Source organism: Paenibacillus sp. LS-5 (genome assembly GCF_056121505.1).
The window spans coordinates 252,030-266,509 of the sequence record NZ_JBWAVA010000004.1 but is presented as its reverse complement, the minus strand read 5'-3'; the positions used below and the strand labels follow the sequence as shown (position 1 = coordinate 266,509).

The window sequence follows — 14,480 nt, the reverse complement described above, 5'->3', positions numbered from 1 at the left end:
CTCCTAAACAAGGGAGATTGGCCATTTTTCCAGTTGTTTGTCAGATGAATGAAATAGGAGGACCAAGTGTGGAGCTGATTCTGGATAATATCCGCAAAAGTTTTAATGACAAATCTGTACTTAAAGGCATCGATTATACCTTTGAAAAAGGTAAGATTTACGGTCTGCTGGGGCGCAACGGTGCTGGCAAAACATCATTGTTCAACTGCCTGAGCGGGGAAACACGCATGGACAGCGGAGGAGCTTTTCTGCGGAGAGAGGAAGTCAGCCTACCGCTGCGCGAAGAGGAAATCGGGTACGTGTTTTCGCTGCCCATTCTTCCGGAATTTCTGACAGGTTATGAATTTGTGAAATTCTATATGGACATCAACCGGGATAAAATCCAGCCGGGGAAAACCATCGGAGATTATTTTGATATCATCCGTTTCGATGAGGAAGACCGCCACCGGCTGATCAAAGGCTATTCGCATGGCATGAAGAACAAAATCCAGATGCTGTGTTTCATCATCACCCGCCCGCCGCTGATTCTGCTGGATGAGCCGCTTACTTCATTTGACGTAGTGGTGGCACTGGAGATCAAGAAGCTGCTCCGTGAGATGAAACAGGATCACATCATTATTTTCTCCACACATATTTTGCAGCTTGCGGCAGATTTGTGCGATGAGCTTGTAGTACTAAGCAATGGCGTACTCCAGGAGATCCCTGCAGACACCTTGCACAGTCCGGAGTTCGAGGAACGGATTATAGCGCTGCTGAAGGATGGCGATGGCCATGATTAGCACACTGAATACCATTATGGAGATACGGGGGGCCTCAGGGGCGAACCGTTTACTGTACTATTTTGGCAAATTGCCTGTGGTGGGAAAACTGGTGAATGACAGTGTGTATTCGCGGACATCCCTCAAAAAGAAGTTTACTATATTAGTCCTTATTCTGAAAATCATCTGGGGCTTCCTATCCAAGTTTGCCTACCTGGGGCTCATCGTATACCTTCCTGTCCTTCTCACCGCCAAAGAGCTTTCGCTTTCTGAACAATATGATCTGTATCTGCATGTGCTTGTATTACTCAGTTTTGGGGTGAGCGTTGTATCAAACGCCATTATTTTGGAACCCAAGCGGGATAAATATATTTGTGTGAAGCTGATGAGACTTCCCGCCGACAAGTATATGCATGCTGTCCTTACGCTTAGGGCGTTGACTTTTTTTATTTATTTTGTTCCTGCGATGATGGTATTTGCACATGCATTCGGCGCGCCGGTCTGGCACGGCCTGCTTCTGTCTTTACTTCTCTCACTCTGGCGCATTGCCGGTGAAGCGTTACATCTGTGGATATTTGATTCGCGGGAGATTGTACTGGTCAAACAAAACGGTCTAGTCTGGTCCGTCATTGTAGTGGGGTATCTGCTGGCTTTTGTGCCTCTCTACACGGGGAAGGCATTACTGGATATGGATGGAGTGTTGTTTAATTTCCCCTTGAGTCTGACGCTTGTGATCACTGGAGCTTTGTCTGCCCTCTATATTGCCAGATATCCCGGCTACCGTAATGCGGTGGACGCGGTCACCAAGATTGATGATCCCCTTCTGGATATGGGACGAATGATGAAAGAGGCAAACCGGAAGCAGGTAGAGACCCATGAGAAGGATTTCACGCCAGTACAGCTGCGGTCCGGCCAATTTGAGGAGAAAACCGGCTATGCCTACCTGAACGCGATCTTTTTCTCCCGGCACAAGCGTTTCCTGGTTCAACCTATCCAGCGCCGGCTGCTGATTATTGGCGCGCTGTTTGCAGCCGGTTTGATGATTCTGCTGGCCGAACCGGCTTCGTTCTCGAAGGTGGCCCGTTATGTGATGAACAGTCTGCCCATGCTGGTCTTTGTCATGAATTTCACCTCTATTGGAGAGCGGGTATGTAAGGCGATGTTCTTTAACTGTGACCTTAGTCTGCTGCGGTATGGCTTCTACCGGGAACGGTCTGCAGTGCTGAACAATTTCCGCGTGCGCCTGCTGCGCCTCAGCGCTCTTAATTTGATTCCGGCCGCAGCGATCAGTGTGGCAGTCAATTTGCTCTTTTTCTTATCGGGGGAAAGCTGGGGAATGACGGACATGCTGATTTTTAGCGGTGCCATTCTAGGCCTGTCGCTGTTTTTTTCAGTACATCACTTGTTTATGTACTATATCTTCCAGCCGTACAGCACGGAGCTGAATGTGAAGAATCCGTTCTTCAGCATCATGAACAGCATTGTACTAGCAGTAGCTGTGATATCGATGCAGTTTCGGAGTACACCAGCTCATTTTGCGGTAATCGTGCTGCTTGCTGCTGCTGTCTACATGCTGATTGCCCTATTCCTGGTCTACAGATATTCAGCAACAACATTTCGCGTGAAATGATAATTACACTGCTTTAACTGATTTTGGATGAATAAGCGTGTATTATACCTTGATGTTTTGTATGAAAATTAAGTATAATGGTTTTTAGTCTTATTTTATAATAGTGCTCGCTTAAGTTCGAAATCTGTTATTCGAAGAGGTGTAAATAGTGAGCAGCATATCAGTAGCGAAAGTACTCAACAATAATGTGATTATCGCCCAGCATCCCCAATTCGCCGAAGTGGTTGTGATCGGCAAGGGCATCGGGTTTAACCGTAAAGCAAGTGACCGGATTAATCTGTCCTCCGTGGAGAAGATGTTTATTCTCCGCAACCAGGAGGAGCAGGAACAATATAAGCAGCTTGTTCCCCAGGTGGACGAGAAGCTTATAGAAGTTATGCAAGAAATTGTGCTGCATATTATGCAGAGCAGCCGTCAACCGCTGAATGAGCATATCCATATTGCGCTTACTGACCATATCTCGTTCGCCATCCGCAGAAACGAGCAGAATATAGCCATACATAATCCGTTCCTATACGAAACCAAAGAAATTTACCCGGAAGAGTATAGTTTGGCGGAGTATGCGTTAGAACGCATTAACGAGGCAATGGGGGTAAGGCTTCCGCCGGATGAAATTGGTTTTGTTGCTTTGCATATTGTAAGCGCGATTAGCAACAGGCACATCTCCGAGGTCAAGCAGCACTCCCTGCTGATTGGGGATATGGTGAACCTGGTGGAAGACAATCTGGATTATCATATCCCGAGAGACTCGCTGGATTATTCCCGTCTCGTGACCCATTTGCGTTTCGTGCTGGAACGGCTGCGCAGGGGAGAGACTGTGCGGGAGACTTCATCGCTCGATGGACTGATGAAACGGGAATATCCGGAAATGTATATGCTGGCCTGGAAGTTGACCAAGGTGATTGAACAGCGGGTGCATCTTCCTGTCTACGCAGCAGAGGTAAGCTATCTGACGATTCATCTGCAGCGTCTGGCTCAGAAAAAAGAGGACGAAGCAGATATGGAGCAATCAGAGTAGGAAATAAAACAAAAACTCTTATTTTGTAAGGTTATTTTGTGCTTGCATGTTTAAAAGAACGATGCTACAATGTTCCCTGGTTAAACAAAACAGAATACAAAGCGTGTAACTGATACGATCAGGCATGAGTGATTTACAGTATTTTGGTTGTCCAGCCCCAAGTCGGGGTAATCTAACCTTGTGGTTAGTGGGACAACCTGTATGCTGTGTTGCTCATGCCTTTTTTGGCTTCTGTTTGAACGATATTAATAATTAAGGAAGTGACCTCGATGTTCAAAAAAATGTTTGGTGTGTTGCAGCGGGTCGGTAAGGCGCTTATGCTTCCAGTGGCTATCCTGCCCGCGGCAGGCCTGCTCCTTGGGATTGGCAACATGCTGGTTAACCCTGATTTCCTTCAATACGTTCCGGCACTTGAGAATGATGTAGTTCAAGCCATTGCCAATGTATTGATGAACTCGGGACAAATTGTGTTTAGTAACCTGTCCCTACTCTTTGCAGTCGGGGTAGCCATCGGGCTGGCCGGCGGCGAAGGGGTTGCCGGATTAGCGGCTATTATCGGGTTCCTCGTTATGAACGTGACGATGGGAACCGTGCTTGGTATCAATGAATGGGTCCTGAGTAAGCAAGACTTTGCTTATGCGAGTGTTCTTGGGATTCCAACCCTCCAGACCGGTGTCTTCGGCGGTATTCTGGTCGGGATACTTGCAGCCTCTATGTACAAACGGTTCTTCCGTATAGAGCTTCCTTCCTATTTGGGATTCTTTGCGGGTAAACGGTTTGTGCCTATTATGACTGCTGTAACCTCCCTGATCCTTGGTCTTGCACTGACGATCATCTGGCCGCCGATTCAGCACGGTCTGAACTATGTATCGCAGAGTATGATCAACACGAACCTGACGCTGTCGGCCTTCATCTTCGGGGTCATCGAGCGTTCCCTGATACCATTCGGTCTGCATCACATCTTCTACTCACCGTTCTGGTATGAGTTCGGAAGCTATATCGATAAGGCCGGGCATCTCGTTCGCGGTGACCAACGGATATTCATGCAGCAGTTGCGTGACGGTGTGGATTTCACAGCAGGTACCTTTACAACCGGTAAATATCCGTTCATGATGTTCGGTCTCCCTGCAGCGGCACTGGCGATCTACCATGAAGCCAGACCTGAACATAAACGGGTTGTCGGCAGTTTGATGGTTTCGGCAGCACTCACTTCCTTCCTGACAGGGATTACAGAGCCGCTGGAATTCTCATTCCTGTTCGTGGCTCCGCTGCTGTTCGCAGTACATGCTATATTTGCCGGTTTGTCCTTCATGACCATGCATATCCTGAATGTCAAAATCGGGATGACCTTCTCCGGCGGTTTCATCGACTATGTATTGTTCGGTGTCATTCCGAACCGTACAGCCTGGTGGCTGGTTATTCCGGTAGGTCTGGTACTTGCGGTCATTTACTACTTTGGATTCCGCTTCGTGATCCGGAAGTTCAACCTCAAAACACCGGGTCGTGAAGATCCATCGGATGATGTGGAAGAATCAAACACAGAGAATGTATCCAGAAGCGGTGATGATCTGCCTCGCAACATTTTGTCTGCACTGGGCGGCAAAGAAAATATCACTCACCTGGACGCTTGTATTACACGTCTTCGTGTAGAAGTTAAAGATAAGGCCGGCGTGGATAAGAACCGCTTGAAGAAGCTTGGCGCGTCCGGCGTACTCGAAGTCGGTAACAACGTGCAGGCGATCTTCGGAACCCGTTCCGATACGATCAAATCACAGATTCAGGATGTAATGAACGGCAGAACTCCTGCCGCCGCACCAGCCGCAGCTGCTCCGCAGCCTGAGCTGGAGAAAAAGGCCGGCGAAGAAGGCGCAGCGATTATTCCTGAGGATATCGTATCTCCGGTCAACGGGGAGCTGCTTGATATTACACAGGTGCCGGATGCGGTATTCTCCCAAAAGATGACTGGTGACGGATTTGCATTCCTGTCAGATGACGGTAAGATTGCTTCACCGGTATATGGCAAGGTGTTCAACGTCTTCCCAAGCAAGCACGCGATTGGCATTATGTCCGATGGCGGCAAGGAAGTCCTGGTTCATATCGGTGTAAATACGGTTAAGCTTAAAGGTCAGGGTTTCACGGTTCTGGTCGAAGAAGGCGATCTGGTTGCTGCAGGGCAGCCGATTATGGAGGTTGATCTGGAGTACGTTAAGGCTCATGCGCCTTCCGTGATTTCACCGGTCATTTTCTCCAATTTGCCTGAAGGTTCTGCCGTTACATTGAAGAAGCCAGGTAAAGTGGCTATCGGTGACAAAGATATCATTAGCATCGTGTAAGATGTGCAATGGTGTAGCGCTTCCTTTATAATTAGAGGGAGCGCAGCCTTCACCATACAAAACAAATCCTATATGAACAGAAAGCGAGTTGGATAATATCATGCAAAAAACATTCAGAATTATCGATGAAGACGGAATTCACGCACGCCCGGCAACAGCGCTGGTAAACACAGCTACAAAATTCAAAGGCACTGAAGCTTTTGCAGAAGCTAAAGGTAAAAAAGTAACACTTAAATCCATCCTCGGCGTATTGTCCTTGGGTCTTGAAGCAGGCGACACACTGACTCTGATTACTGAAGGCAGTGAAGAATCTGAAGCGCTGAGCGCACTTCAGGAAGTTATGGTTAAAGAAGGGCTGGGAGAGCTGAATGAGTAAAATTTCAGGAATCGCGGCTTCAGCAGGGATTGCAGTAGCCCGTGCCTTTATCCTGGAACATCCGGACTATACCATTACGAAATCGGCTGTAGGCGATGTGGAGGCAGAAGTTGCCAAACTGACAGACGCGCTGGAGAAATCCAAAGCTGAGCTGCAGACCATCAAAGAACGCACTCTTGCTGAACTGGGCGAGAAGAAAGCGGAGATCTTTGAATCCCATCTATTGATTCTGGAAGATCCTGAGCTGATCAGCCCCGTAATGGACAAAATCCGTGAGGAATTGGTTAATGCGGACTACGCCTTGAATGAAGTAGCTACTCAATTTATAGAAATGTTCGAAAATATGAAAAGCGCGTATCTTCAGGAACGTGCAGCCGATATGCGCGATGTAACCAAACGCGTTCTGAACCACCTACTGGGTATCCATTATGTGAGTCCTGCCGAGATCAATGAAGAAGTCATTGTGATCGCCCAGGATTTGACGCCTTCCGATACGGCACAGCTGAACCGTAACTTCGTCAAGGGATTCACGACGAATATCGGCGGACGCACCTCGCACTCGGCTATCATGGCCCGGTCTCTGGAAATTCCAGCGGTAGTCGGCACCAAGAATGTGCTGTCCTTAATCAAGGCAGGAGATCTGGTGATTGTGGATGGTCTGAGCGGTGATGTTCTGATCAACCCTAGCGATGCTGAGGTAGCTGAGTATAAAGCCAAGCAGGCAGCCTATGATCTGCAAATTGCGGAGTGGAAAAAGCTTCGCGACGAGCCGACGGTATCCGCTGACGGCAAACATGTGGAACTGGCAGCCAATATCGGCACACCCAACGATGTGAACGGTGTGATCGAGAACGGCGGCGAAGGCGTGGGACTGTACCGGACGGAATTCCTGTACATGGGCCGCGACAAGCTGCCTTCTGAAGAAATTCAGTACAATGCTTATCGCACCGTGCTGGAGAACATGAACGGCAAGCCTGTTGTTGTACGCACGCTGGATATCGGTGGCGACAAGGAGCTGCCATACCTGGATCTTCCTAAGGAAATGAACCCGTTCCTCGGCTTCCGGGCGATCCGCTTGTGTCTGGACCGACAGGATATTTTCCGTACCCAGCTCCGCGCACTGCTTAGAGCAAGCGCCCATGGTGATCTGCGGATCATGTTCCCAATGATCGCTACACTCGGTGAATTCCGTGCAGCCCGTGATCTGCTGCTTGAAGAAAAAGCTAAGCTGCGCGAAGAAGGCAAGGAAGTGTCTGATAATATTCAGCTCGGAATTATGGTTGAGATTCCTTCCACGGCTGTTCTCGCAGACCAGTTCGCCAAGGAAGTTGATTTCTTCAGTATCGGTACCAATGACCTTATTCAATATACAATGGCTGCCGACCGTATGAATGAACAGGTATCCTATCTGTATCAGCCATATAATCCGGCCATTCTGCGCCTGGTCAAAATTGTCATCGATGCTGCGCATGCTGAAGGTAAATGGACCGGTATGTGCGGCGAAATGGCTGGCGACAGCACAGCAATTCCGTTGCTGCTGGGCCTCGGCCTAGATGAATTCAGTATGAGTGCGACCTCCATCCTGCCGGCACGAAGCCAGATTTCCAAGCTGTCTGCCGCAGACATGAAGGAAATGGCTGCCAAGGCGCTGCAGCTCGGCACTGCTGAGGAAGTTGCCGCACTTGTGCAGAGCAGCGTGAAATAACTATTATTTTAAGCTTTTCTCCGGTTTTACCAAGTCTGCTTTTCCAACTACTCTATTCCGGCCTCCTAATCTGGGGGCTGGTTTTTTTTATATTATTAAAGCGTGCCGGTTTATACCTAACCGCCAATTGTAACATTGTTCAGTGTTGCTGCGTTAGAAGGATATGACTGGCTGAAGTCATCACATAGTATCAATTTACAGTAGCTATCCTAACCATAGCAGGTTATACTTCCGATAGAATAGCTGCTTTCACTTGATAAGCTAAATCGGGAAGTCATTACTACCGATATAGGATGTATAGACAGCAGAATAGGCTGCTGGACCCAAACTTGTGAACATCGTGTTACATATAATAGGTTAAGCCAAGTTATGGGTTAGCTATGGGTAAGTATTATTTTTGAATGATGTGGAAATAGTTGGCTACTAACAGCAGTAGATCTGGTTTCCGGCAACAGCGCGGAGGACACTGGGATGGTGAACATGAATGAACAGCAATTATATAAATGCAGAGAAAGATATAGAAGTCTATACAGGTAAGGATCTTGGAGTGACTTATACTGCGGGTTACAGCCTCTTCAAAGTATGGGTGCCCACAGCCTTCACGGTGTCGCTGGTATTGTATGATACGGATGGGAATGGGACGGAAGCTTTGAATGACGATTACCGGGACAGCGGCCGTATCGTGAACATGCAGCTGCTGGAGGGCGGAGTCTGGCAGGTTCGTATCTCGGGGGATTTGAAAGGCAAGTATTATATGTATCGTGCCGTTTTTAGCGATGGTACGATTAAGGAGGCAGCGGACCCGTATGCTGTAGCAGTGTCGGCCAACGGTACACGTTCAGCCATTGTGGACTTGCGCAGTACCGATCCGGAAGCCTGGGACTTAGACAGGTCTCCTGCGCTTCCTCATCCTGCCGATGCCGTGATCTATGAACTGCATGTACGGGATTTCTCATCGTCTGAGGACTCCGGTATGCTGCATAAAGGCAAATTCAAAGCTTTTACTGAATTCGGACTTAAGGATCTTGCGGGACACGCGCTGGGCATTGACCATTTGGAGGAGCTGGGCATTACCCATGTACACCTGCTCCCGGTATTTGATTTTCAGACCATCAATGAACTCGGCACAGAGAGCGTAAGGAAAACGGAGCCCTTTTACACTGAATATAACTGGGGGTATGATCCTCAGCACTACAACGTGCCGGAAGGTTCTTACAGCACCAATCCCTCTGATCCGGGAACCCGTATCCGTGAGATGAAGGAAATGGTGCAGGCGCTGCATAGTAAAGGGATATCCGTGATTATGGATGTCGTGTACAATCATACCTATTCTGTGGAAAAAGGACCTTTTCAGCCGCTGGTTCCCGATTATTTCTACCGGCATGACTATAACGGCCGTCTCTCTAATGGCTCCGGTGTCGGCAATGAACTGGCGACTGAACGTCCGATGGTCCGTAAATATATTAAAGATTCATTGGCCTACTGGGCTTCTGAATATCACATTGACGGGTTCCGTTTTGATCTCATGGGACTGATGGACAGTGTAACCATGCGTGAGATAACGGAAGAACTGCGATTGGAGATCAACCCGAGTCTGCTGCTCTACGGCGAGCCCTGGACTGGAGGGGATTCTCCTCTGGCCACCAAAACACTAAAGGGCGTGCAGAAGGGCAAGGGATATGCGGTCTTTAATGACAACTTCCGGTCTGCGATCAAAGGGGACAGCGATGGCTGGGGCAAAGGCTTCGTAACTGGCGAATTTGGCAAGGAAGGCGCGGTTGCTTCCGGGATCAAGGGAGCCATTCATGAATTTACCGATTCCCCGGTGGAAACGGTGAATTATGTTACTGCACACGATAATCTAAATCTGTGGGATAAGGTGCTTGCCACACAGGGTCTGCGCCAGGCGGCCAAGCTGCCGGAACTGGAGAATGGACAGCTGAAGTACGGTGGTTCGGTGGAAGCAGCCATTGCCGCTGCCGATCCCTACTTCGCGGTTGACCGGCAGGATATTCTCGGCAATGAGACAGTAAGGCGGTCACTGCTGGCGAGCGGAATCATCCTGACTTCTCAGGGCATCCCTTTTCTGCAAGCGGGGGATGAATTCCTGCGAAGCAAATACGGTGACCACAACAGCTACCGTAGTCCCGATGCGATCAATGCTATCCGTTGGAAGAACAAAGCAAAGTTCCTTCCCGTCTTCGAATACTATAAAGGTCTTATTGCGCTGCGGAGCAGTCACCCGGCTTTCCGGCTGCATGGACGCCAGGAGATCGAGCGTTCTCTGGAATTCCTCCGGTGTGATGGCGGAGTAGTCTCCTATCTGCTCAAGAATAATGCCGGCGGTGACGTCTGGAACAATATCGTTGTGATTTTTAATGCCAATCCCGGCCCGATCAGCCAAAGGCTCCCTGAATCGGACGGCTGCTGGAATATCGTTGTTGACCATACCTCTGCCGGAGCCAATGCTTTCCGGACTGTCCAAGGCTCGGAGGTAGAGCTTGAGGGATTATCCATGATGGTGCTCTACGATAAATACGGGCAGCCTGAACCAAGATCCAAAATCATTGAAATCCATTATGAGCGGTCGGATGGTGATTATCGGGGCTGGAACCTGTGGACATGGGGTACAGGTATTCAGGATGGACAGAGTGATTTCCGGCAGATGGAGAATGGTCATGCGGTGGCACGGATCGAAGTGCTTCCGGAGACGGAGTCTATAGGCTACATTCTGCGGCTGAATGACTGGGAAGAGAAGGACGGGGCTGGAGACCGTTTCATTGACTGCTCCGGCAGCCAGGAGCTGGTTAAGGTAACCATCCGGGAACGGGTGCGGGAGAACAGCGGGGGTAAGGATGATTCGCTGCAGCTTACCAGTTAATATATAGTCAAAAGAGCTGTTCTGTGCGGCAACCCTTTAGGGGCCGTCAGAACAGCTCTTTTGTGTGTGTACGATTCATAGGTTCTCAGATATCCCTTATTTGGGCTGGTCTGAATATTCTTCATCCACCAGCTCACTATACAGATTGGCTTCATTGCCGCCGTGATTCTTGGAGCGGTACATGGCCAGGTCGGCAGCCCGGAGCAGTTCATTAATGCTGCTGCCATGCTGCGGGTAAAGGGCTACTCCTATACTGGCTGAAGTATGGAAGCTGGAGCCCTGGTTGATTGACCAGGTTTTATTGAAGAGCTGCAGCAGCCGGTTCAGGATTTCATCAAGCATCTCAGGGTTTTGGAACCGGTGCAGCACCACGGCGAACTCATCTCCTCCAATCCGGAAGGCCTGGCCGGAACCCTTGACGGTCTGCTGCAGCTCACGTGAGAGCAATTGCAGGAATTCATCCCCGGCCAGATGGCCAAGGGTATCATTCAGCTGCTTGAACCGGTCGCAATCCAGCAGGGCCAGCGCAATCTCCTGTTTGCGTTCCTCCGGCTGATGGATCAGATTCTCCATATACATTTTGAAATGGGCTCTGTTGGGGATTGCAGTCAAGTGATCGTAAAAGGCCAACTTATGCAAGCGCTCCTCATATTGCTTTCGTTGGGTGATTTCACGGGATACCAGCATGAACTGCGCTGGAAAAGCACCGCTGCCCTTAATCGGGGTAACCTTTGTTTCCAGCCATACCCAGTGTCCCTCCGCTGAACGCATGCGTAGCTCGGAAATCCGCGGGGTAGCCTGTACCACACTTTTGAGCTTAGCCCAGGTAATCTCCGCCTCCCGGATATAATTGGATAGCGGAGCACCCTTGACAGGGATATATCCGAGCAGACCGGAATGGGAAGGGGAAGCGTAGAGGATCAGACCGTTAGGATCGGTCAAAATAATAAAGTCAGACATTGTCTCACCAATTAATTGATATAGTGACTTCTCCTCAAGCATTTCATTTTGAAGGGAAATCAGCTTGCGGCACAGGAAAATAATAACGAGCACCAGCATAAACAGGAATAAGGAATATAACGCGAACAGTGCACTTTTTTTATCCCGGAATTCCTCAGTTACCTGCCGCGCATAGCCGTCAATTAATTCTTCGGATTTGTCCAGAGGTTCCCGCACTTGGTTCAGAAGAGTGTTGGTTTGGAGGGCGGAAAAGGATTCCGGGTTCCAGTTACTCTGTACCCGCTGTGAGATCAGTTCCCTCCCTGAATCTTTCCAGGTTTGAAAAGGGCCATCGACGTCTTGGAGTACATTTTTGAGCTCGGTAAGCAGCTGAGCACTCTGCTTCATCCCGCTGAATGGATTCTCTACAGAGTTAATGTTATAGCTTGCCATGCTAAGCCGCTGCTTCGCCTGGTTATTATTCTCTTCAAAATCCTGGGACAGCCTGCTGCGCTCCTCGGCGGTAATATTTCCATTGATAGCAGTATGAAGGGCCAAGGCAGACTGGTACAGGTCGCGGTCGGCATTCAGAATGAGCTCGGAATTCTGATAGACATCGTTATATAAGGAAGCGGATAGTTTGTTCATCGTATGATTCAAATATAGAAGGGAAGCAATACTGATACTCACCAGAAGAACGGAGATAGCGGCGAATAACAGGATAAGCCTGCGTGTATTTTTGATGCCTGGTAAACCTGCCACTTCATCCACCTCCTGCAAATGCTATTAAGTATTCAACAATGTTGTCAATAACACGCTAAATATATCCATATGTGGACGTATTGCTTATGTGTGCAGGATAAAGAAGAGATAGGAATCCAAGCGAGTCATACAAAGCAGGGGAAGAATGGGGTGGCAGGAATGAATCTCCCGGTATGATCGAAGTTTCTTCTCATCAGTATAAAGGAAGCACTCATGTTCAGCAATTGCCTGTTAAAAAATGGATAAATCTTAATAATCTCCAGACTCCGGAAGCATCGGCTCAGGTTCAAACCTTGATCCGGGGAGATTGGTATTGAAATTTTAGAGTTGTCGCTTCAAAAATAAAAAGATTATGTATAGCCTGCTTCCTTATGGATATTCCAGCCCTTGAGTCCTATTACCCAACTTTTCTGCTAGCGATACCCTCTCTGATTAATATTCCGCAGATAAGGGTCCAGGGCTATAGGCACCACGCACCAATCCAGGCGGAAAAATTTGTCCCGCTTGTCAAAACAGCTGATTTTGCATATAATAAATAGACATATCTTCTTAAGCAGAAGATGAGGTTCATTCAGCAACATCCATGATAAATGCAGTGATGGAGAAGAGTACGCAGTGCCTGGCTTACAGGGAGGAGACGCCGTTGATTGAGAGCGTGTCTAAGAGAGCAGAGCTGCCGAAGTTCACTCCGGAGCAGTTCCTTGAATTTCTTTCAAGCCTTGCTTGAAGGAGAGCGTAGGGGAAACCGGCCGCAGACCGTTATATCTGCTAGAGTGAGACAGGTCTTGGTCATGCCAATAGCAGGAATATTGCTCTTGGGATGAGCTGCAGACAGTCTAACAAGGGTGGTACCACGGTCTTTTCGTCCCTTACCGGGAGGAAAGGCCTTTTTTTGTTGGGAATATAAGAATTTGTAGGCTATACGCTATCCATTTTCCTTATATTTCTCGCTGAAACGTATACCGTCCTTAACAGAACGGTATAGACGTTTTCACTTGATAACACCATGACAAGGGGGCAGTACACGGTATGAAAGAGAAGCTAGAAGCATTAAAGGTCGAAGCGTTAGCGAAGCTGGAGGAAGTTACCGATCCGCAGGTTCTGAACGATTTGCGTGTAAAGTACTTGGGTAAAAAAGGCGAACTTACAGAGGTATTACGCGGCATGGGCGGACTTAGCGCGGAGGAGCGCCCGGTGATTGGCCAAGTGGCCAATCTGGTGCGGAGTGCCATTGAGGATATTATCGGAGCCAAGCAGGAAGCCTTCCAGCAGCAGGAGACCCAAAACCGGCTGAACGCGGAAAAAGTAGACGTAACTCTACCGGGCCGCGCACTGCCGCAAGGCGGGATTCATCCACTGAGCCGGGTGGTTCAGGAGATCGAGGATATTTTCATCGGCATGGGCTACCGGGTGGCGGAAGGGCCAGAGGTGGAGACCGATTACTATAACTTTGAAGCGCTCAACCTGCCGAAGAACCATCCGGCACGTGATATGCAGGATTCCTTCTATTTGACAGAGGATATCCTTATGCGCACACAGACATCACCGGTTCAGGTCCGCACCATGCAGGCTATGAAGGGCGAAACTCCTGTTAAAATCATCTGTCCAGGCAAAGTATTCCGCCGTGACGACGACGATGCGACCCACTCCTTCCAGTTCCATCAGATCGAAGGCCTCGTGATTGGACGGCATATCCGCATGAGCGATCTGAAGGGCACGCTGCAGCAGTTCGTGAAGGAGATGTTCGGACCGAATACAGGCATCCGGCTGCGTCCAAGCTTCTTCCCGTTCACCGAGCCGAGTGTTGAGGTGGATGTAAGCTGCTTCAAATGCGGTGGTGACGGTTGTCGTCTGTGCAAGCAGAGCGGCTGGCTGGAAATCCTCGGTGCCGGCATGGTTCACCCGAACGTGCTGGAAATGGGCGGTTATGATCCTGCCGAGTACAGTGGCTTCGCTTTCGGTATGGGCGTGGAGCGGATTGCCATGCTGAAGTACGGCATCGATGATATCCGCCATTTCTATACGAATGATATGGCTTTTGTGAAGCAGTTCAAGGGGATTTAGAATTTTGGCGGGTT

At 49.1% G+C, this 14,480-nt stretch carries 9 protein-coding genes; 8 read left to right on the top strand and 1 reads right to left on the bottom strand.

Annotation, left to right across the window (positions count from 1 at the left end; all coding sequences use genetic code 11):
- Window positions 1-68 precede the first annotated feature (68 nt).
- From AC0MA3_RS08765 to pulA, 7 genes are all read left to right on the top strand, one after another.
- Entirely contained in the window at window positions 69-779 is a 711-nt protein-coding gene (locus AC0MA3_RS08765) for an ABC transporter ATP-binding protein (RefSeq protein ID WP_379160350.1), read from the top strand.
- A complete protein-coding gene (locus AC0MA3_RS08760) occupies window positions 772-2,388 on the top strand; it encodes a hypothetical protein (protein ID WP_474655883.1) in 1,617 nt (538 codons plus the stop codon). The genes AC0MA3_RS08765 and AC0MA3_RS08760 overlap by 8 nt, the downstream gene beginning before the upstream one ends.
- Window positions 2,389-2,536: 148 nt before the next feature.
- A complete protein-coding gene (gene glcT / locus AC0MA3_RS08755; protein WP_379160356.1) occupies window positions 2,537-3,406 on the top strand; it encodes a glucose PTS transporter transcription antiterminator GlcT in 870 nt (289 codons plus the stop codon).
- Between the two features lie 269 nt (window positions 3,407-3,675).
- Entirely contained in the window at window positions 3,676-5,739 is a 2,064-nt protein-coding gene (gene ptsG / locus AC0MA3_RS08750) for a glucose-specific PTS transporter subunit IIBC (RefSeq protein WP_474655882.1), read from the top strand.
- Between the two features lie 100 nt (window positions 5,740-5,839).
- A complete protein-coding gene (locus AC0MA3_RS08745) occupies window positions 5,840-6,115 on the top strand; it encodes an HPr family phosphocarrier protein (RefSeq protein ID WP_474655881.1) in 276 nt (91 codons plus the stop codon).
- Complete coding sequence (gene ptsP / locus AC0MA3_RS08740) at window positions 6,108-7,820, top strand: phosphoenolpyruvate--protein phosphotransferase (protein WP_379160365.1); 1,713 nt, start codon at window positions 6,108-6,110, stop codon at window positions 7,818-7,820. Before AC0MA3_RS08745 ends, ptsP begins: the two co-directional genes overlap by 8 nt.
- 484 nt (window positions 7,821-8,304) lie before the next feature.
- Window positions 8,305-10,701, top strand: coding sequence for a type I pullulanase (gene pulA, locus AC0MA3_RS08735; RefSeq protein ID WP_474655880.1), 2,397 nt, complete (start codon window positions 8,305-8,307; stop codon window positions 10,699-10,701).
- A 96-nt stretch (window positions 10,702-10,797) separates the two neighbouring features.
- On the opposite strand, the gene AC0MA3_RS08730 is transcribed toward pulA, so the two are convergent.
- Complete coding sequence (locus AC0MA3_RS08730) at window positions 10,798-12,402, bottom strand: diguanylate cyclase domain-containing protein (RefSeq protein WP_474655879.1); 1,605 nt, start codon at window positions 12,400-12,402, stop codon at window positions 10,798-10,800.
- A 1,029-nt stretch (window positions 12,403-13,431) separates the two neighbouring features.
- Here AC0MA3_RS08730 and pheS point away from each other — a divergent pair.
- Window positions 13,432-14,466 carry a phenylalanine--tRNA ligase subunit alpha gene (gene pheS / locus AC0MA3_RS08725; protein WP_379160377.1) on the top strand — a complete coding sequence of 345 codons (1,035 nt, stop codon included), beginning with the start codon at window positions 13,432-13,434 and terminating at the stop codon, window positions 14,464-14,466.
- Window positions 14,467-14,480 lie beyond the last annotated feature (14 nt).